The following is a 19,454-nucleotide window of genomic DNA, read 5'->3' as shown; positions in this document are numbered from 1 at the left end:
TGAGTCCTCTCGACGTGGGCATGACAATCCACCCAACACAACTTCGGGCGTGCGGCCGATGTTCCCGGGGCGGACTTCGGTCCCCGGGCCGTCACCCTTCCGACTAGGTTGGTCGCGTGGCACTTCCCAATCTGACACGCGACCAGGCCGCCGAGCGCGCCGCGCTGGTGACCGTTGACAACTACCGCATCGACCTAGACCTGACCTCCGGAGGGCAGGAGCGCAGCGACCCGGGAAGTAGCGGAAGCGACAAGGTGTTCCGCTCCGTCACCACGGTGACGTTCGACGCGCTGCCCGGGGCCGAGACGTTCATCGACATCGCCGCCGACGCGGTGCACAGCGCCACCCTCAACGGCGTCGCCCTGGACGTGTCCGGCTACGACGAGTCCACCGGCATCGCACTGACCGGCCTGCAGGCCACCAACGTCCTGGTCGTCGAGGCCGACTGCCGGTACTCCAACACCGGCGAGGGCCTGCACCGGTTCGTCGACCCGGTCGACAACGAGGTCTACCTGTACTCCCAGTTCGAGACGGCCGACGCCAAGCGCATGTTCGCCTGCTTCGACCAGCCCGACCTCAAGGCCACCTTCGACGTCACCGTCACGGCGCCCGAGCACTGGCAGGTGATCTCCAACGGAGCGACGGTGTCGGTACAAGACGGTGTGCACACCTTCGCCACCACGCCGAAGATGAGCACCTATCTGGCCGCCCTGATCGCCGGGCCGTACGCCCGCTGGGACGACGTCTACACCGACGAGCACGGCGAGATCCCGCTGGGCATCTTCTGCCGCGCCTCGCTGGCCGAGTACATGGACGCCGAGCGGTTGTTCACCGAGACCAAGCAGGGCTTCGGCTTCTACCACCGCAACTTCGGAATCCCTTATGCCTTCGGCAAATACGACCAGTTGTTCGTGCCGGAGTTCAATGCGGGCGCCATGGAGAACGCCGGCGCGGTGACCTTCCTGGAGGACTACGTCTTCCGGTCCAAGGTGACCCGTTACAGCTACGAGCGCCGTGCCGAGACGGTGCTGCACGAGATGGCGCACATGTGGTTCGGCGACCTGGTCACCATGCAGTGGTGGGATGACCTGTGGCTCAACGAGTCCTTCGCGACCTTCGCCTCCGTGCTGTGCCAGGCCGAGGCCACCGAGTACAAGCAGGCGTGGACGACGTTCGCCAACGTCGAGAAATCCTGGGCATACCGGCAGGACCAGCTGCCGTCCACCCATCCCGTCGCCGCCGACATCCCGGACCTGGCCGCCGTCGAGGTGAACTTCGACGGCATCACCTACGCCAAGGGCGCCAGCGTGCTCAAGCAGCTGGTGGCGTACGTCGGCCTGGAAGCTTTCCTGGCCGGGCTGCGCGACTACTTCCGCGACCATGCCTTCGGCAACGCCACCTTCGGGGATCTGCTGGGCGCCCTGGAGAAGTCGTCGGGCCGTGACCTGTCGCAGTGGGGCAGGCAGTGGCTCAAGACCACCGGACTGAACACGCTGCGCCCGGATTTCGACGTCGACGCCGACGGCACGTTCACCCGGTTCGCCATCACGCAGTCCGGTGCCGCCCCCGGTGCCGGCGAGACCCGGGTGCACCGGCTGGGCGTCGGCATCTACGACGACGATGCCTCCGGAAAGCTGGTCCGGGTGAACCGGGTCGAGTTGGACGTCGAGGGCGAGAGCACCGAGGTGCCCGAACTGGTCGGTGCCGCACGCGGCAAGTTCATCCTGGTCAACGACGAGGACCTGACCTACTGCGCGGTGCGGCTGGACCCGGACTCGTTGCACACGGTGCTGAGCCGGATCGCCGATTTCGCCGATCCGCTGCCCCGCACGCTGGCCTGGTCGGCGGCCTGGGAGATGACCCGCGAGGCCGAGATGAAGGCCCGCGACTTCGTCGCGCTGGTGATCAGTGGCATCCACGCCGAGACCGAAGTCGGTGTCGCGCAACGGCTTCTGTTGCAGGCCCAAACCGCGCTGAACGCCTACGCCGACCCGGTGTGGGCCAAGGAGATCGGCTGGCCCGCCTTCGGTGACGCGCTGCTGGACCGGGCGCGGGAATCCGCGCCGGGCTCGGACCATCAGCTGGCCTTCGTCAATGCGCTGTGCACCTCGGTGCTCGCGCCCAACCACATCGCGGTGCTGTCCACCCTGCTGGACAACGAGCCGGCCGCGGTGAACCTGGCCGGCTTGGTCGTCGACACCGACCTGCGCTGGCGCATCGTCACCGCGTTGGCCGCGGCCGGGGCGATCGATGCCGACGGGACCGCCACGCCGTTCATCGACGCGGAAGCCGAGAACGACCCGACCGCCGCCGGGAGGCGCAACGCCGCCGCGGCGGCCGCCGCCCGCCCGCAGAAAGCGGTCAAGGAGGCCGCCTGGCAGCAGGTCATCGAGGACGACACACTGCCCAACATCACCACCCGGGCCGTCGTCGGCGGGATCGTGCAGCCGGGTCAGACCGAACTGCTGACCCCGTTCCGGGATCTCTACTTCGCTGCCATCGGCGGGGTGTGGGAACGGCGCTCCAGCGAGGTGGCGCAGACGGTGGTCATCGGCCTGTACCCGTCGTGGGACGTCAGCCAGGGCGGGCTGGATGCCGCCGATGCCTACCTGGCCGATCCCGAGCTGCCGCCGGCCCTGCGCCGCCTGGTGCTGGAAGGCCGGGCCGGCGTCGAGCGGGCACTGCGGGCCCGCTCGTTCGACATCAGCTAGCTGCTTCCGCGAGCGGCCGCGTCTGCACGCCCGACACGCCGTAGATCGCGTGCAGACGGGGCCGCTCGCCGGGGGTGCTTACGCTGCTGGCCATGGCCGCCCCCAACAGTCGGAGAGCCCGCGCGGCGCGCCGGCGCACCCGCCGGGTCAAGGCGGCGGTCAACGACCTCACCGAGGAGCAGTGGGCCGCGCTGAAGGCGGCGTGGAACGGTTGCGCCTACTGCGGCGCGACGGGCAAGCCGTTGCAACGGGACTGCGTGATGGCGATCTCCCGTGGGGGCCGCTACACCGTCGACAATGTGGTGCCCGCGTGCGCGGCCTGCAATGCCAGCAAGTGCAATGACGAGGTGACCAGCTGGATGCGGCGCAAGCGCCTGGACGAGCGCGCGTTCCTGGAGCGCTACGTGGCGATCAGGAACGCCGGTCTGACCTAGAGACGGCGCGAGCGGCCGCGCTTGCACGGCCTTGACGGCGTGCAAACGCGGCCGCTCGCGAAACGAACTCAGGCCGGAGAGACGCCGGCGGAGATGACCCGGACGGCGCTGATGAGGCCGTCGATGAGGTTGCCCTGCTTGAACGACGCGATGGCGGCCGACACCCCGAGCGGGGCGGCGGTCTCGATGCCGCGGCCCTTCAGGTCGGCGCCGTAGACCACCTCGACGACATGCTGGTCCGGCGAGACGGCCAGCAGCACGGCGTTGTCCGGGCTCGGCACCCGGCCGAGGATCTCGCGCGCGGTGGCGGCGGTGTCCTCACCCAGCGGCCCCAGGTACACCGCAAACCGAGCCTTGGCCGCCCGCGCGCCGTACTTCATCGCGTCGTCGAGGACGACGAGGTCCTTGGTGGGGAACGGGTAGTGCACCGACAGTTCGCCCGGCTCGGTGACACCCGAGATCCGGCCGCTGGAGGTCAGCGCGTAGCCGTAGGGCAGCTCGACGTCGGTCTTGGTGGGCGCGTCCGAATGGGCCAGATCACCACTTGCCACTTGCGGAACCTCCCACGTTCACATGCGAACCGTGGCCACCGTGGCCGTGGTCGGCGGGCTCGTCCGACGCCCACAGGATGGGGTCGTGCGTCCACTTCTCGGACAATTCGTAGGTCGCCGGGTGCGATCCCTTGCGGGACAGGGTCACGACGGCCAGCAGCAGGAACACCACCAGCGGGACCCCACCGAGCAAGGAATGGGTCAGTGCAATGCTCACGACGCAAACCGTAGCGCAGGGCGTTTCACGCCGCGCCCTCACCCAAGTATCTGACCCAGGCCGGGTCGAGTTCCTTCACCGTGGACAGCAGTCGCCAATGCTGGCCCTTGGGCGGCATCGGGGCCGCCCGCAATGTCCAGCCCAACTCACTGAGCAAATGATCGGCCTTGCGGTGGTTGCACGACGAGCAGGCCGCGACGCAGTTCTCCCAGGAGTGCTCACCGCCACGGCTGCGCGGGATGACGTGGTCGACGGTGTCGGCCTTCTGCCCGCAGTAGGCGCAGCGGAAGCGGTCCCGGTGCATCAGCGCCGCGCGGGTCATCGGGATGCGCGCCCGGTAGGGCACCCGCACGAAGGTGCGTAGCCGGATCACCGAGGGCACCACGATGGTGCGGGTCGCGGAATGGATGACCGGCCCGGACGGGTCGTCGTGCACGACGTCGGCCTTGCCGCACATCAGCATGATCACCGCACGCCGCATCGGCAGCGCCGTCAACGGTTCATAGGTGGAGTTCAGCAGCAACACCCGGCGCCGGCCCCACACGGATGCGGGGTGGACGGCCGGCGGCACGTCGGCGAACTGCGATGAGTGGGCAGCGACAGGAGCGACCGCGGCCGTGGGGTAACGGTAGCCCGCTCGTCGAGCAGGGCTTTTCTTGCGCTGCGACATTCGTCCTCCGCTGCACAGTCCACCATGGATCGGCGGCGAACGCACGGCAATTTGGCGGGTGTTCGCTGGTCAGTCCGATGAACATCGGGTGACGGATCGCTTAGCCCGGCTATCGGCAGCGCACCTCGGGTGATCCTGGACAATGGTCAGCGTGACTCAACCCGAGCGCTCGTTCTACGACGAAATCGGCGGCCACGACACCTTCGACAAGATCGTGTCGCGGTTCTACGAGCTGGTGCGCGAGGACGAGATCCTGCTCCCGCTGTACCCCGAGGACGATATCGACGGGGCCGAGGAACGATTGCGGATGTTCCTGGAGCAGTACTGGGGCGGCCCGCGTACCTACTCCGACCAACGCGGGCATCCGCGACTGCGGATGCGGCACGCGCCGTTCCGGATCGGCTTCCTGGAGCGCGACGCCTGGCTGCGCTGCATGCATACCGCGGTGGCGTCGGTCGACGCGCAGACGCTGGACGACGCGCACCGCCAGATGCTGCTGAACTACTTGACCATGGCCGCCGACTCGATGGTCAACTCGGCGTTCTGATGGCGCAGGACCGAATCTCCCCTCGCCAGGTCTGGTGGGCCGACGCCGTCTTCTATCAGCTCTATCCCCGGTCGTTCCGCGACAGCAACGGCGACGGCGTGGGCGACCTGGACGGCATCACCGAGCGGCTGGACTATCTGTCCGCCCTCGGGGTGAACGCCCTGTGGCTGAACCCCGTGATGGTGTCCCCCATGGCCGACCACGGTTACGACGTCGCCGACCCACGCGATATCGACCCCCTGTTCGGTGACCTGACCGCGCTGGACCGGCTGCTGGCCGCGGCGCACGCCCGCGATATCCGGGTGACCATGGATCTGGTGCCCAACCACGTCAGCTCCGCGCACCCCTGGTTCCTCGAGGCGCTGGCCGATCCGTCGCGGCGGGACCGGTTCATCTTCCGCGACGGGATCGGTGACGCACCGCCCAACAACTGGGTGTCGGTGTTCGGCGGCCCGGCCTGGACCCGGGTGCCCGACGGACAGTGGTACCTGCACCTGTTCGACAGCGCCCAGCCCGACCTGAACTGGGAGCACCCCGAGGTTTTCGAGGACGTGGAGAAGACGCTGCGGTTCTGGCTGGACCGCGGAGTCGACGGCTTCCGCATCGACGTGGCGCACGGCATGGCCAAGCCTCCCGGACTGCCGGACATGTCACTGACCGACAACGCGCTGCTGCGCAACAAGGAAGACGATCCGCGCTTCGACAACGAGAGCGTGCACGAGATCCACCGCTTCATCCGGCGGGTGCTCGACGATTACCCCGAGTCGGTGGCCGTCGGTGAGGTGTGGGTGCACGGCAACGAGCGGTTCGCCAAATACCTGCGCCCCGACGAACTGCACCTCGGCTTCAATTTCCGGTTGGTGCAAGCCGATTTCGATGCCGCCGAGGTGCGGGTGGCGATCGACAACGCCATGGCCGCCGCCGACCTCGCGGGTGCCGTGCCGACCTGGACGCTGTCCAATCACGACGTCGAACGCGAGGTCACCCGCTATGGCGGTGGCGCGAGGGGCCTGGCCCGGGCCAGGGCGATGGCACTGGTGATGCTGGCGCTGCCCGGCGCGGTGTTCGTCTACAACGGGGAGGAACTCGGCCTGCCCCAGGTGGATCTGCCCGACGAGGTACTCCAGGATCCGGTGTGGGAGCGCTCCGGCCGCACCGAGCGCGGCCGCGACGGCTGCCGGGTGCCGCTGCCGTGGTCCGGTGACGCACCGCCGTTCGGGTTTTCGACCAACCCGGACACCTGGCTTCCGATGCCCGCGGACTGGGCCGGGTTGACGGTGCAGCACCAGGAAGCCGATCCGGATTCGACACTGCACTTCTACCGCCGCGCGATCGAATTACGGTCGCAGCGACCTGAATTCGACGGCGGCGTGCAGTGGGTGCACGACGGCGTGTTCGCCCGCGGCGGCGGACTGCGCTGCGTGCTCAACACCGGTGCGGCGCCGGTGACTTTGCCGGCCGGTGAGGTGCTGCTGGCCAGCGGACCGCTGACCGGTGGCCTGCTGCCGCCAGACACGGCCGCCTGGCTGGTGTGATTTGTGGAGCCACCCGTAATGATTACGGGTGCGGCTCCACAAAGCCCTGATCAGCGCAGGACCAGCGCGGGGTCGCCGATGCGCCGGTACACCGAGCCGAACCGCGCGTCGATCCGCAGCCACGCCGGGTGCACCCGCACCCGCACGATCTCCTCGGAGCTGACCTGGCTGCCGCTCTGCGGCAGGAAACCCAGTGCGGTCAAGGCGAATACACAACGCATGGGGATGCCCACCGCGGTGCCGCCCGAACTCACGGCCAGCACCTCCTGGTCGAGCAGGGACACCGGCGGGCCGTGCGCACTGCCGTGTTCCTTGGCCAACTCGGCCCCGCGGTCGGCCAGGTCCAGCACGGCGCGGGCCGGCACGTCGTCGAGATGCGCGAACCCGCCCTCCGGCGGCAGCACGCCGCGCCAGGCCGAGTCCATCGCGAAGCCCGGTTCGACGAAGCCGGACGCATCCATGGCGGGCAACGCCGTCACCAGGCTGTCGGCGCCCACGCACAGATCGGCGGGATTCACCCGGCCGCCCACCACCCGGCTGGCCAGCACGTCGAAACCCGTTGCCACCCAGGCGACGAGGTGGCCGCCGGCCCGTTGCCGCAACCGGATCACCGCCGCTTCGTCGAGGCGCAGGGTCCGCTCGGCGAAGGTCCGCAGGTCGTCGCGGTGCACCGGCCCGTCCAGCCAGATGCCGCGCTCTGCGGCGGTCACGCCGATGGCCGGAGGCAGCGCTCGAGGTACTCCCGATGATGCGGTGCCAGGCGCACCAGCTTCTGCTCTTCGATGCTGAAGGCCGCCAACTGTGTCTCGGCGATGACGGCCGGTTTGGAGTCCGGGTCGGCATGCACCGAGCGCACCTCGTAGCCCAGCGTGAAGTCCACCGCCCGCAACCGGTTCACCCAGATGGTCACCTGCAGTGGCGAATCCGTCAGCCGCACTTGGCCTTTGTAGGACACCTTGACCTCGGCGATCAAAAGTCCAGTGGTCGTGACGTCACCGGCGAACGGCTCGCGCAGGAACGGGACGCGGGCCTCCTCCAGGATGGTGACCATGGTCGCGTGATTGACGTGCTGGTACATGTCGATATCCGACCAGCGCACCGGCACCGGCGTGACGAACCCGTTAGCCACTGGTTCCCGTTCCACTCGTACGTGTCATGCTGCGGATCTGGCGTGCGGCCACCGACAGGGTGGCCAGATCCCGCTCGCCCTCGGCGTAGATCTCGTCGAGGGTGCGGCGCGCCCGGGCCACCCGGGAGGTGTTGGTGACCTCCCACTCCTCGATCTTCTGCTCACCGGTCTCGTCCGGTTCGCCGACGGCCATCACGTCGAAGCACAACGCGCGCAGCGACCCGTAGATGTCGTCACGAATTGCCAACCGCGCCAACGAATGCCACCGGTCGTCGCGGGGCAGCCGGGACACCGCGGTGAGCAGGCCGTCGGCGCCGAGGCGGTCCATCAGGGCGAAGTAGACGTCGGCCACCTCCGCGGCGTCGCGCTCCAGGACATCACCGATGTCGATGACATCGAGCAGGCTGTACTGGTACAGCCCGGTGGCCACCATGTACGCCAGGTCCTCCGGCACACCCTGGGCCATGAACTCACCGGCGTCCTTCTGCACGATGGCCTTGTCGTCGCCGCGCAGCCATTCCGACATCCGCGGGGTCAGGGTGGCCACCTTCTGGGCGAACCGGTTGATCTCCGCGCCGACGGCCAGCGGCTGCGGGCGGTAGTTCAGCAGCCAGCGACCGGCCCGGTCGATGAGCCGGCGCAGGTCCAGCGTCATCCGGTCGGTCACCGCGATCGGCACCCCGGCATCGCCGGCGGCGCGGATCGCGTGCCACACCTCGCCGACCTTGAAGATGGCGTCGGTGGCCACATAGGCGCGGACCGCGTCGACGGGGCCGACGCCGACGTCCTCGCTGATCCGGTAGGCGTAGCTGATGCCGCTGGTATCGACGAGGTCGTTGACCAGCATGGTGGTCACGATCTCCCGGCGCAGCTGGTGATTGCGGATGTCGGCACCGAAGCGGTCCCGCAGCTGGGCCGGGAAGTAGGACGGCAGCCGCGAGGCGAACACCTCCTGGTCGGGCAGGTCGCTGGCCAGCAGCTGGTCCTTGAGCGCCAGCTTCACATGCGCCATCAGGGTCGCCAATTCCGGTGAGGTCAAACCCAATCCGAGCTCGGCGCGGCGACGGATCTCTTTCTCGTTGGGCAGCGCCTCCAGCTCGCGGTTGAGCTCGCGCTCGTCGACCAGCTCCTTGATCTGCCGCGCGTGCACCGACAGCAGACTGGCGGCGTTGGCCCGGCTGGTGCCCATCAGGTCGTTCTGGTCCTTGTTGTCGGCCAGCACCAACCGGCCCACCTCGTCGGTCATCGACATCAGCAGCTCGGTGCGCTCGTCGGCGCTGACCTTGCCCGTGGTGACCAGCGAGTCGACCAGGATCTTGATGTTCACCTCATGGTCGGAGCAGTCCACCCCGGCCGAGTTGTCCATGGCGTCGGTGTTGATCCGGCCGCCGTTGAGGTCGAATTCGATGCGGCCGCGCTGCGTCACGCCGAGGTTGCCGCCCTCACCGACCACCTTGACCCGCAACTGGTTTCCGTTGACCCGCAGCGCGTCGTTGGCACGGTCACCCACCGCGGCATCGGATTCGGTCTCGGCCTTGACATAGGTGCCGATACCGCCGTTCCAGAACAGGTCGACCGGCGCCAGCAGCACCGCCTTCATCAGGGCGGGCGGCGTCATCTCGGTGACGTCGTCGGCCAAGCCCAGCGCGGTTCGCACCTGCGGGCTGATCGGGATGGATTTCTGCTCACGGCTGTAGACGCCGCCGCCCTCACTGATCAAGGAGCGGTCGTAGTCGTCCCAGCTGGACCGCGGCAGCGCGAACATGCGCTCCCGTTCCACCCACGAGGTGGCCGGATCCGGGTTGGGGTCCAGGAAGATGTGCCGGTGGTCGAAGGCGGCGACCAGCCGAATGTGCTTGGACAGCAACATCCCATTGCCGAATACATCGCCGCTCATATCGCCGACGCCGACCACGGTGAAGTCCTGGCTCTGGGTGTCGACACCCATTTCGCGGAAGTGCCGCTTGACCGATTCCCAGGCACCCTTGGCGGTGATACCCATCGCCTTGTGGTCATAGCCCACCGAACCGCCGGAGGCGAACGCGTCGCCCAGCCAGAACCCGTAGGACTTGGCGACGTCGTTGGCGATATCGGAGAACGTCGCGGTGCCCTTGTCGGCGGCGACCACCAGATAGGCGTCGTCGCCGTCGCGGCGCACCACACCCGCCGGGGTGACGACGGCGCCGGTGGACTTCTCGACGTTGTCGGTGAGGTCGAGCAGACCGGAGATGAACAGCCGGTAGCAGGCCACCCCCTCGGCGCGCTGGGCATCCCGGTCGGTCGCGGCGTCACCGGTGGGTACCGGCGGCTGCTTGACGACGAATCCGCCCTTGGCGCCGACCGGCACGATGACGGCGTTCTTCACCGCCTGCGCCTTCACCAGGCCCAGGATCTCGGTGCGGAAGTCCTCCCGGCGGTCCGACCACCGCAGGCCGCCGCGAGCCACGAAGCCGAACCGCAGGTGCACGCCCTCGACCCGGGGCGAGTAGACGAAGATCTCGAACCGCGGACGCGGCAACGGAAGTTCGGTGATCAGGCCGGGATTGAGCTTGAAGGACACCACATCCTGGGCGCGCGCCGAGGTCGGGTCGGTGACGAAGTAGTTCGTCCGCAGGGTGGCCTGCACCAGGCTGGCGAAAGCCCGCAGCACCCGGTCGGTGTCCAGGCTGGTCAAAGCGTCGATGTCGGCGGCGACGGCGGCGGCCGCGGCCTGGGCGTCGCGCGGCGGTTCCGCTGCCTGGTCGACGGCCGGATCGAAGAGGGCCTCGAACAGTTCCACCAGCGATCGGGCGGTGCCGGCGTTGTCGTTGAGCACCGTCTCGATATGGGATTGGCTGTACGGGAATCCGGCCTGGCGCAGGTATTTCGCGTAGCCACGCAGGATGGTGACCTGCTGCCAGGTCAGGCCGGCACGCAGTACCAGCTCGTTGAACCGGTCGATCTCGGCCCGACCCTGCCAGATGGCGGTGACGGCGTCGGCGAACAGCGTCGCGGTGGTGTCGGGATCCTCGTCGACCGGGATCGACCGGTGCGGGGACACCTTGAACTGGTAGATCCACACGGGCAGGCCGTCGGGGCGGGTGACGGTGAAGGGCCGCTCTTCGAGCACCACCACGCCCATGCACTGCAGCATGGGCAGCAGCTCCGAGAGCGAGGCCGAACGACCGCCCAGGTACCACGTCAGCTTGGCGACCCGGTCTTCACCGGTTCCTTCGGCGAACACCAGCTTCACCGAATTGTCTTGCAGCTCTTCGATGATCGCGATGTCGGCGATGGCTTCGGCGGGGGTGAACGCCTGCTTGTACACCTCCGGGAACGCCGCGGCGTAGTGCTCGGCGAGGCTCTGGCCGATCGCACCGGACTTGACCGATCCGATCAGCCGGTCGGCCCAGGTGCGGGAGGCCTCGGTGAGCAGCTGCTGGATCCGGTTCTCGTTCTCCAGCGAGGTGTCGATATCGGCGCGTCGCACCCCCTCGGGCATCTTGACGGTGAAATGCACTACCGCCCATGGGGATTCGCTGACCCGGGCGGCGTACTCGATGCTGACACCGCCGAGTTCGCGGACCAGGATGTCCTGGATGGCCAGCCGCACCGCGGTGGTGTAGCGGTCACGCGGGAGATACACCAACGCGGACACGAAGTGGCCGAGCTGGTCGGCCCGCAGGAACAGCAGGGCACGCCGCAGCGAACCGAGGTCGACCACCGCCCGTGCGGTGTCCAACAGTTCCCCACTGGTCAGCGCGAACAGTTCCGAGCGTGGGATGGTCTGGATGATGTCGAGCATCAGCTGGGCCGGATGGCTGGGATCGCTCTGGGTGCGCGCCAGCACCTCGTCGACGCGGCGGGCGATCAGCGGAATCTCCAGCACGTTGGCGTTCATGGCGGCCACCGTGAACAGCCCGACGAAGCGATGCTCGACGGCCTGGCTGGATACCACCCCGCCCGGAGTCTCGCGGATGACCACCATGTACGGGTAGGCGCCGTAGCGCAGGAAGCTGGGCATGGTGGCCTGCGCCAGCGCCACCAGGTCACCGGGTGCGGTGAGCTCGGGGAAGACGTCGGTGCGCGAGCGCAGCACGCCGAGCCGGCTGGCCGGGTCGACGGTGGCCGCGCCACCCTGCACGGCGCAGCGCTGATAGCCCAGCAGCACGAAGTGTCCGTCGGCCAGCCAACGCAGCAGCGACGCGACATCGCGGCGGTCGGGTCCGGCGAAATGGCCGGCATGGTCGGCGTCGAGCGCGTTGGCCAGGCCGACGAGGGTGGCGTTGAGCGCCGACGAGTCGGCGGCGACCTGCCGGGCGTCGGCGAGCACGCTCGGCAGCAGCCTGGCTGCCTCGTCGACCGCGGCGGGGTCGGCCGTCGGGGCGAGCCGGACGTGGATCCACGTCTCGTCGATGCCGTCGGCGGGCGCGTCGGGACCGGCGGACGGGGCGACGTCGAGGAGCTCCCCGTCGGGTCCGCGGTGCACCCGCAGCACCGGATTCATGATCGACACGTAGTTGACGCCGAGCCGGTGCAGCATCACCGTGACCGAGTCCATCATCATCGGGCTGGGATCGGTGACCACCTGCAGCGCCGGCCCGAACCCGTGTGACGTTTCGCTCGCCGCGGGGACTGTTTCCCCCGTCGCTTCGCTCGCCCGAGGGACCGTTTCCCCCGTCGCTTCGCTCGCCCGAGGGGCGTCGGGTGGGTACACCGCGACCAGGGTCTCCCCCGGTGCCCGGCGTTGGCCCAGTGCGATGTGGGCGGCCAGCAGCTCCGGCGACATCACCTTGCCCGTGATCGCCCGATCCACCGGCACGGTGACAGCGACGTCACCCGACGGCGCGTCGCCGTGCGGGCCGTGATGAGTGGCCAGGTACACCGTCGCCAGACGCCCCACGGCGTCCTCGCTGAGACGCAATTGCTGTGGGGCTGCCGGATTCACCGTCATGCCGAAGGCTCCTCACTAACACCGGCGTGCCGCCGTCGTTGGCGGCACGCACGAGCGACACTAGTCTCCCCGACCGGCGCGCCAGCCCGTGCCCGCGGGATCAGTCGCGGGTGAGCCTGCGGTGTGTGACCCGGTGCGGTCGCGCCGCGTCGGCTCCGAGCCGCTGGACCTTGTTCTCCTCGTACGCGCCGAAGTTGCCCTCGAACCAGAACCACTTGGCCTCGTTGTCGTCGTCACCCTCCCACGCCAGGATGTGCGTGCAGGTGCGGTCCAGGAACCACCGGTCGTGGGAGATCACCACGGCGCAGCCGGGGAACTGCTCCAACGCGTTCTCCAGCGAGCTCAGCGTTTCGACGTCGAGGTCGTTGGTGGGCTCGTCGAGCAGGATCAGGTTGCCGCCCTCCTTGAGGGTGAGCGCGAGGTTCAGCCGGTTGCGCTCACCGCCGGACAGCACGCCCGCGGGCTTCTGCTGGTCGGGACCCTTGAACCCGAACGCCGAGACGTAGGCCCGGGACGGGATCTCGTTCTGGCCGACCTCGATGTAGTCCAGGCCGTCGGACACCACCTGCCACACCGTCTTCTTCGGGTCGATGCCGGCGCGGCTCTGGTCGACGTAGCTCAGCTTGACCGTCTCACCGATCTTCACCGTGCCGCTGTCCGGCGATTCCAGTCCGACGATGGTCTTGAACAGGGTGGTCTTACCGACACCGTTGGGGCCGATCACGCCGACGATGCCGTTGCGCGGCAGGGTGAAGGACAGGTCCTTGATCAGGGTGCGGCCGTCGAACCCCTTGTCCAGGTGTTCGACCTCGACCACCAGGTTGCCCAGTCGCGGTGGGGTCGGAATCTGGATTTCCTCGAAGTCGAGCTTGCGGGTCTTCTCCGCCTCGGCCGCCATCTCTTCGTAGCGGCCCAGGCGGGCCTTGTTCTTGGCCTGCCGGGCCTTGGCGCCCGAACGGACCCAGGCCAACTCTTCCTTCAGGCGCTTCTGCAGTTTCTGGTCCTTCTTGCCCTGGACCTCCAGGCGTTCGGCCTTCTTCTCCAGGTAGGTGGAGTAGTTGCCCTCGTACGGGTAGGCCCGGCCACGGTCGAGCTCGAGGATCCACTCGGCCACGTTGTCCAGGAAGTACCTGTCGTGGGTGACGGCCAGGATGGCGCCCTTGTAGGCGGCCAGGTGCTGTTCGAGCCACAGCACGCTCTCGGCGTCGAGGTGGTTGGTGGGCTCGTCGAGCAGCAGCAGGTCGGGCTTGGACAGCAGCAGTTTGCACAGCGCGACGCGGCGTTTCTCACCGCCGGACAGGTGGGTGACCGGCTCGTCCGGCGGCGGGCAGCGCAGCGCGTCCATGGCCTGCTCCAGCTGGGAGTCGATATCCCAGGCGTCGGCGGCGTCCAGCTCCTCCTGCAGCTGGCCCATCTCTTCCATGAGCTCATCGGTGTAGTCGGTGGCCATCAGCTCGGCCACCTCGTTGTACCGGTTGAGCTTGGCCTTGACGGCGACGCCTTCTTCGACGTTCTCGCGGACGGTCTTGGTCTCGTCGAGATGCGGCTCCTGCATGAGGATGCCGACCGTCGCGCCCGGCGCCAGGAAGGCGTCGCCGTTGTTGGGCTGGTCGATACCGGCCATGATCTTCAGAACGCTCGACTTACCGGCCCCGTTGGGACCGACGACGCCGATCTTGGCACCCGGAAGGAAGTTCAAGGTGACGTCGTCGAGGATGACCTTGTCGCCGTGCGCCTTGCGCACCTTCCGCATCGTGTAGATGAATTCGGCCATTGCCGTCGTCTTGCCTTTCGTCCGGCTGCGGATCTCGGTGAAACTCGCAAACCATCCTAGGCAAGAGCGAAAATCGCGGTTACGCCGAGATCGGCAGCTCCCCTGGCTGCTCGGCGCCGTCGTCGGCGGCTTCGGCGCCGTCATCAGCGTCCGGCCCGGTTCGATCGGCCTGCTCGGCGGCCCGCCGGGCGGGGTCGATCTTGACCCGGCACCGGGTCAGGTCCGGACCTACCGCGGTGGCCCGTACCTCGATGGTGGATCGACGGTTGCCCTCTTTGTCCTCGTATTCGTTGGTGTAGATGTGTCCGACCACGACCACCGGATCACCCTTGAACAGCACGCCGGCCACGCCGTCGGCGACCCGGCCCCAGCAGTTGACGGTCAGGTAGAGCGAGTTGCCGGGCTCCCAGGTGCCCTCGGGGGTGCGGCGGCGGGAGTTGCTGGCCACCCGGAACCGGATGAAGTCCTGGTCGCCGACGCGACGCGGAACCACGTCGGTGATGACGGTGCCGACCACGGAAAACGGTGTCTCGAACATGGCATTACCTTTCAGTCATTTCCTCGGTGCCCGCCGCTGACGTTCACACTGCGGGCCTGTGCGCCCATTGACCCGCCCGGCACCGACACGCGCCGCGTCACGAGCCGGCCGTCGCGCGGCGCCTGTGGATCAATCCGGCACTGGGGATAACCGGGCTCTAGGGTTTGCACCCATGACCGTGTGGATCAGCCGACGCCCCGATGCCGATATCGATACCGACCTGGCCGCCAGCCGTGCGGCCGGCGGCGCACTGGCCGGGCTGCGACTGGCCGTGAAGGACAATGTCGACGCCGCCGGTCTGCCGACCACCGCGGCCTGCCCGCAGTTCAGCTACCAGCCGGCGGCGGACGCCCCGGCCGTCGCGGCGTTGCGCGCGGCGGGGGCGGTCGTGGTCGGCAAGACGAACCTGGACCAATTCGCCACCGGTCTGGTCGGGACACGCTCACCGTACGGCGCGGTGTCGGACACCCGCAGGCCCGACTACATCAGTGGGGGTTCGAGTTCGGGCTCCGCGGCCGCGGTGGCCTCCGGGCAGGCCGATATCGCGATCGGCACCGACACCGCGGGGTCCGGCCGGGTCCCGGCGGGACTGCAGGGCATCGTCGGGATCAAACCGACGCTCGGCGTGGTCAGCACCGACGGTGTCGTCCCGGCCTGCGAATCGTATGACTGTGTCACGATTCTCGCCCGCGACCTGGAGCAGGCCAACACCGCGATGGCGGCGATGGCGGCGGCCGGCGACCGGGCCTGGCCGGCCGACACCCGGCTCGCAGCACCGCCGAATCCCGTTGTCGCCGTGCCATCATCGCTTCCCGCGCTCGACGACACCTGGCAGGCCGCGTTTGCGGCCGCGGTGCAGACCTTGGAGCGGGCCGGCGCCCGCATCGTCCAGGTCGACATCGACCCGTTCCTGGCCGCGGCCCGGCTGCTGTACGACGGTGCGCTGGTGGCCGAAAGATACGCCGCGGTGGGCGAGTTCATCGACAGCAACCCGGATGCGGACCTCGATCCGACGGTGCGCCACATCATCACCAAGGCCCGTGACATCCCGGCGCACCGCCTGGTCGCCGACCGTCGCGAGGTGGCCCGGCTGCGCACGGTGGCGTTGCGGTCGCTGGACGGGGTCGATGCGCTGCTGGTGCCCACCGCGCCGCTGCATCCCAGCCTGGACCAGGTGGCCGCCGACCCGATCGGGGTGAACTCGGTGATGGGCACCTACACCAATTTCTGCAATCTGTTCGACATGTGCGGCGTCGCGGTGCCCGCCGGCACCGCGGGGGACGCACAGTTCGGTGTCACCGTGCTGGCCCGCGCATTCGACGACGCCATCGCGATGGACATCGCCGCGATGGCCGCAGGACTCGAAGCGCCGCAACAGGTTTGGCCCTTGGCGGTGGCCGACCACACCGAGCTGGTGGTGTTCGGCGCGCACCTGCGCGGCGGCGCCCTGGTGTCGCAGCTGACCGATCTGGGCGCCCGTTGGGACGGCGAGCTGACGACGGCGCCGCGGTACCGGATGACGGTGCTGCCCACCACACCGGCCAAACCGGCCGTCACCCGCGTCGCCGACGGTGCCGACGGCGCGGCACTGCTGGGCCATCGCTGGCTGCTCTCCCCCGCCGCGCTGGGCCGGTTCCTGGCAGCGCTGCCGGCACCGATGCAGCTGGGGAAGGTCGAGTTCGCCGACGGCAGCTGGCGCACCGCGTTCGCCGCCGACGCCTCGGCAGCGACCGGGCCCGATATCAGCAGCTACGGCAGTTGGCCTTCGGCCATCGCGGCCGGAGCGGTCTGACCCAGCCATCGCGGCCGGAGCGGTCTGACCCAGCCATCGCGGCCGGAGCGGTATAGCCGGCTCAGAACCAGTCGGGCCGGGCTTCGACGGTCACGCGGTCCAGCGATGCCAGCAGGTCGAACTGCGGACCGACCTTGGGCAGCTCGTAGGTGAAGAAATACTGCGCCGCGGCGCGCTTCCCGTCATAGAAGCTCCCTTGGTTGTCGCTGGCCGCGAGGAGTTGCTCCAGCCACAGCCAGGCCACCACGACGTGACCCACCGCTTCCATGTACACCGTCGCGTTCGCGAGGGTGGTGGCGATGTCATCGGCCGACCAGAGGATCGCGGTGACTTCCTGGAGGCGTTGGACGGCCTGCCGGAGCGCACCGGCCTGCGTGGCGGCGTAGTCGGTGGCCGCGGCCCTGTCGATGGTTTCGCCGATCCGTGCGACGAGCAGGGCCAGGCCCGCCCCGTCCTGCATGACGACCTTTCGGCCGAGCAGGTCCAGGCCGTGGATGCCGTGGGTACCTTCGTGGATGGCGTTCAGGCGGTTGTCCCGGTAGTACTGCTCGACGTCGAATTCCGTTGTGTACCCGTAGCCGCCATGAATCTGGATCGCCAGGCTGTTGGCCTCCAGACACCACTGCGACGGCCAGCTCTTGGCGATGGGCGTCAGGACCTCAAGAAGCAGATGCGCGCGGTCACGCTCCCCGTCGGCCCCGGTTCGGGCTTCATCAACCAGGTGCGCGCAGTACAGTCCCAGCGCCAATCCGCCTTCGACATATGACTTCTGCGCCAACAGCATTCGCTTGACGTCGGCATGTTCGATCAGAGCCACCGGTCGCACGGTCGCATCCTTGTTGCCGACGGGTCGGCCTTGGGTGCGCTGCTTGGCGTACTCCAGTGATGCCAGATATCCGGCGTAACCGGTTGCGGTCGCCTGCAATCCGACCGCCATCCGGGCCTCGTTCATCATGTGGAACATGTAGGCCAGGCCCTTGTGCTCCTCGCCGACCAAATAGCCGACGGCGCCCTCGACGCCACCGACCGGGTAGGTTCCGTCGCCGAAGTTCAGCAGCGCGTTCGTCGTCGCGTGGTTGCCCATCTTGTGGTTCAGGCTCACCAGCGCCACGTCGTTACGTGTGCCGTCCGGAAGGAATTTCGGCACGATGAACAGCGAGATGCCCTTGACACCCGGACCGCCGCCGGGCGCCTTGGCGAGCACGAGATGCACGATGTTCTCGGTCAACTCGTGGTCACCGCCGGTGATCCACATCTTGGTGCCCGTCACCCGGTAGGTGCCGTCGGGTGTGCGGACCGCTTTCGTGGTGATGTCCGCCAGGGAGGATCCGGCTTCGGGTTCCGACAGGCACATCGTGCCGAAGTAGCGACCCTCCAGCATGGGGCGCACCCAGGTGTCGATCTGCTCCCGGGAACCGTATTCGGCGAGCAGGTTGGCATTCCCCATCGTCAAGAAGGCGTAGGCGGTGGTGCTGGGGTTGGCCGCACGCGCAAAGGCCAGCGCCGCCTGCGACACCACCGTGGGCAGCTGCATCCCACCGATCGCCTCGTCGAACGGACCCGCCATCAACCCCGCGGCACTGAACGCGTCCAGCGCTTCCTTGATCTCGTCGATCAGCACAACCGAACCGTCGGACCCCACGACCGGCTGGATCTGGTCGCCCTTTTTGTTGTGGGGAGCAAAGAGTTTGGCTGCGATGTCGGCAGAAAGATCGAGTACGGCGTCGAACGTGTCCCTGGAGTGTTCGGCGAAATGATCACGCTTGGTCAGCGCGGTGACATCGAGCCACTCGTGCAGCAGGAAGTCGATGTCGCGACGAGAGAGAAAGTCGGCCATGGTGGCGCCTTTCGGATCGACAGATATTAGCGATCGCTCATTTGATGAGCGTTCGCTAATATTCCGCCGCCGGCGCCGCCGATGTCAATTGTGTGTAAGATCACCCATCGTCATGGCCATCGACCGATCTTCGGATTCAGCTGCGGCAGAACGCATGCGGCGGGCTGCCATCGAGGCGTTCGCCGAGTCGGGGTACGGGGGCAGCTCCACCCGCCAGATCGCCAAACGCCTCAACATGAGCGCGACGGCCATGTACCCGCACTACCGGTCGAAAGAGGAGCTGCTCTTCGCCATCGCACTGGAGGGCCACAGCAGCCTGCTGGCCGCCCTCAAGCAGGCGGACCCGTCGACCCCGAACTTCAGCGAGCGTCTCCGTGCGGTCGTCGCCGCGTTCGCGCGCTGGCACGCGGAGAATCACAAGCAGGCCCGCGTCGTGCAGTACGAACTACACGGCCTGACCACCGCCCACTACCGCAAGATCGCGCCACTGCGGCACGACGTGACCGCGGTGCTGACCGACATCATCGCCGGCGGCGTCCGCGCCGGCGAATTCGGCGTCGACAGTGTCGACGAGATCGCCATGGCGATCTCCTCGCTGTGCGTCGACGTGTGCCGCTGGTTCCCCTCCAAGAAGCACCACGACGCGGTCAAGCTCGGCGAACTCTACGCAGACATCGCCGAGCGCCTCGTGCGCTGAGCCGGGCCGCACGCACTACATCACGCACCGCATCAAGTTTCCCCGCGGATGACGACACTGACAGCATGTCCACAGCTCGATCCTGTGAC

The 19,454-nt window shown here is 68.2% G+C and carries 15 protein-coding genes; 6 read left to right on the top strand and 9 right to left on the bottom strand.

Going from position 1 to position 19,454, the window contains the following annotated elements; all coding sequences use genetic code 11:
• Window positions 1-116 precede the first annotated feature (116 nt).
• Complete coding sequence (pepN, locus tag AWB94_RS26805; protein ID WP_085122534.1) at window positions 117-2,711, top strand: aminopeptidase N; 2,595 nt, start codon at window positions 117-119, stop codon at window positions 2,709-2,711.
• Between the two features lie 92 nt (window positions 2,712-2,803).
• The gene (locus AWB94_RS26800) at window positions 2,804-3,145 is read left to right on the top strand and encodes an HNH endonuclease (protein WP_062657980.1); all 342 of its coding nucleotides are present in this window, start codon (window positions 2,804-2,806) and stop codon (window positions 3,143-3,145) included.
• A 68-nt stretch (window positions 3,146-3,213) separates the two neighbouring features.
• Here AWB94_RS26800 and AWB94_RS26795 read toward each other — a convergent pair whose 3' ends face one another.
• Genes AWB94_RS26795 through AWB94_RS26785 form a run of 3 tightly spaced genes read right to left on the bottom strand, consistent with a single transcriptional unit; the run spans window position 3,214 to window position 4,583 of the window.
• A complete protein-coding gene (locus AWB94_RS26795; RefSeq protein ID WP_062657926.1) occupies window positions 3,214-3,696 on the bottom strand; it encodes a DUF5130 domain-containing protein in 483 nt (160 codons plus the stop codon).
• Window positions 3,683-3,913 carry an aa3-type cytochrome oxidase subunit CtaJ gene (gene ctaJ, locus AWB94_RS26790; RefSeq protein WP_084395303.1) on the bottom strand — a complete coding sequence of 77 codons (231 nt, stop codon included), beginning with the start codon at window positions 3,911-3,913 and terminating at the stop codon, window positions 3,683-3,685. Before ctaJ ends, AWB94_RS26795 begins: the two co-directional genes overlap by 14 nt.
• 25 nt (window positions 3,914-3,938) lie before the next feature.
• On the bottom strand, window positions 3,939-4,583 hold the full coding sequence (locus AWB94_RS26785) for an HNH endonuclease (protein ID WP_062657927.1): 645 nt from the start codon (window positions 4,581-4,583) through the stop codon (window positions 3,939-3,941).
• A gap of 142 nt (window positions 4,584-4,725) precedes the next feature.
• Here AWB94_RS26785 and AWB94_RS26780 point away from each other — a divergent pair, with 142 nt between their 5' ends.
• Both AWB94_RS26780 and AWB94_RS26775 read left to right on the top strand, forming a co-directional pair.
• Window positions 4,726-5,130, top strand: coding sequence for a globin (locus AWB94_RS26780; RefSeq protein WP_062657928.1), 405 nt, complete (start codon window positions 4,726-4,728; stop codon window positions 5,128-5,130).
• On the top strand, window positions 5,130-6,665 hold the full coding sequence (locus AWB94_RS26775) for a glycoside hydrolase family 13 protein (protein WP_062657929.1): 1,536 nt from the start codon (window positions 5,130-5,132) through the stop codon (window positions 6,663-6,665). Before AWB94_RS26780 ends, AWB94_RS26775 begins: the two co-directional genes overlap by 1 nt.
• Before the next feature lie 50 nt (window positions 6,666-6,715).
• Here AWB94_RS26775 and AWB94_RS26770 read toward each other — a convergent pair whose 3' ends face one another.
• The 5 genes from AWB94_RS26770 to AWB94_RS26750 all read right to left on the bottom strand — a co-directional run bounded on the left by AWB94_RS26770 (window position 6,716) and on the right by AWB94_RS26750 (window position 15,039).
• Window positions 6,716-7,375 (bottom strand): DUF8010 domain-containing protein, encoded by a 660-nt coding sequence (locus AWB94_RS26770; protein ID WP_062657930.1) that lies wholly within the window; start codon window positions 7,373-7,375, stop codon window positions 6,716-6,718.
• Entirely contained in the window at window positions 7,372-7,794 is a 423-nt protein-coding gene (locus AWB94_RS26765) for an acyl-CoA thioesterase (RefSeq protein ID WP_062657931.1), read from the bottom strand. Before AWB94_RS26765 ends, AWB94_RS26770 begins: the two co-directional genes overlap by 4 nt.
• Window positions 7,787-12,727: an NAD-glutamate dehydrogenase gene (locus AWB94_RS26760; RefSeq protein WP_062657932.1), complete on the bottom strand. Its 4,941-nt coding sequence runs from the start codon at window positions 12,725-12,727 to the stop codon at window positions 7,787-7,789. Before AWB94_RS26760 ends, AWB94_RS26765 begins: the two co-directional genes overlap by 8 nt.
• Before the next feature lie 100 nt (window positions 12,728-12,827).
• A complete protein-coding gene (gene ettA / locus AWB94_RS26755; RefSeq protein ID WP_062657933.1) occupies window positions 12,828-14,501 on the bottom strand; it encodes an energy-dependent translational throttle protein EttA in 1,674 nt (557 codons plus the stop codon).
• A 79-nt stretch (window positions 14,502-14,580) separates the two neighbouring features.
• On the bottom strand, window positions 14,581-15,039 hold the full coding sequence (locus tag AWB94_RS26750) for a single-stranded DNA-binding protein (protein ID WP_062657934.1): 459 nt from the start codon (window positions 15,037-15,039) through the stop codon (window positions 14,581-14,583).
• 172 nt (window positions 15,040-15,211) lie between these two features.
• On the opposite strand from AWB94_RS26750, the gene atzF reads away from it, so the two are divergent.
• The gene (gene atzF, locus AWB94_RS26745) at window positions 15,212-16,831 is read left to right on the top strand and encodes an allophanate hydrolase (protein WP_062657935.1); all 1,620 of its coding nucleotides are present in this window, start codon (window positions 15,212-15,214) and stop codon (window positions 16,829-16,831) included.
• A 61-nt stretch (window positions 16,832-16,892) separates the two neighbouring features.
• Here atzF and AWB94_RS26740 read toward each other — a convergent pair whose 3' ends face one another.
• The gene (locus AWB94_RS26740; RefSeq protein WP_062657936.1) at window positions 16,893-18,668 is read right to left on the bottom strand and encodes an acyl-CoA dehydrogenase; all 1,776 of its coding nucleotides are present in this window, start codon (window positions 18,666-18,668) and stop codon (window positions 16,893-16,895) included.
• 112 nt (window positions 18,669-18,780) lie between these two features.
• Here AWB94_RS26740 and AWB94_RS26735 point away from each other — a divergent pair, with 112 nt between their 5' ends.
• A complete protein-coding gene (locus AWB94_RS26735) occupies window positions 18,781-19,365 on the top strand; it encodes a TetR/AcrR family transcriptional regulator (RefSeq protein ID WP_062657937.1) in 585 nt (194 codons plus the stop codon).
• The last annotated feature ends 89 nt before the right edge of the window (window positions 19,366-19,454 follow it).

The sequence above is a fragment of the Mycolicibacterium canariasense genome, from assembly GCF_002101555.1.
In the GTDB taxonomy this organism is placed as follows: domain Bacteria; phylum Actinomycetota; class Actinomycetes; order Mycobacteriales; family Mycobacteriaceae; genus Mycobacterium; species Mycobacterium canariasense.
The sequence above is the reverse complement of the archived record's forward strand: the minus strand, read 5'-3'. Positions and strand labels throughout refer to the sequence as shown.

Excerpts from the sequence above, each read along its gene's own strand:
- ettA (WP_062657933.1), bottom strand. The coding sequence starts at position 14,501 with ATGGCCGAATTCATCTACACGATGCGGAAGGTGCGCAAGGCGCACGGC.
- AWB94_RS26740 (WP_062657936.1), bottom strand. The coding sequence starts at position 18,668 with ATGGCCGACTTTCTCTCTCGTCGCGACATCGACTTCCTGCTGCACGAG.
- AWB94_RS26800 (WP_062657980.1), top strand. The coding sequence starts at position 2,804 with ATGGCCGCCCCCAACAGTCGGAGAGCCCGCGCGGCGCGCCGGCGCACC.
- AWB94_RS26735 (WP_062657937.1), top strand. The coding sequence starts at position 18,781 with ATGGCCATCGACCGATCTTCGGATTCAGCTGCGGCAGAACGCATGCGG.
- atzF (WP_062657935.1), top strand. The coding sequence starts at position 15,212 with ATGACCGTGTGGATCAGCCGACGCCCCGATGCCGATATCGATACCGAC.
- AWB94_RS26760 (WP_062657932.1), bottom strand. The coding sequence starts at position 12,727 with ATGACGGTGAATCCGGCAGCCCCACAGCAATTGCGTCTCAGCGAGGAC.
- AWB94_RS26780 (WP_062657928.1), top strand. The coding sequence starts at position 4,726 with ATGGTCAGCGTGACTCAACCCGAGCGCTCGTTCTACGACGAAATCGGC.
- AWB94_RS26785 (WP_062657927.1), bottom strand. The coding sequence starts at position 4,583 with ATGTCGCAGCGCAAGAAAAGCCCTGCTCGACGAGCGGGCTACCGTTAC.
- AWB94_RS26775 (WP_062657929.1), top strand. The coding sequence starts at position 5,130 with ATGGCGCAGGACCGAATCTCCCCTCGCCAGGTCTGGTGGGCCGACGCC.
- AWB94_RS26750 (WP_062657934.1), bottom strand. The coding sequence starts at position 15,039 with ATGTTCGAGACACCGTTTTCCGTGGTCGGCACCGTCATCACCGACGTG.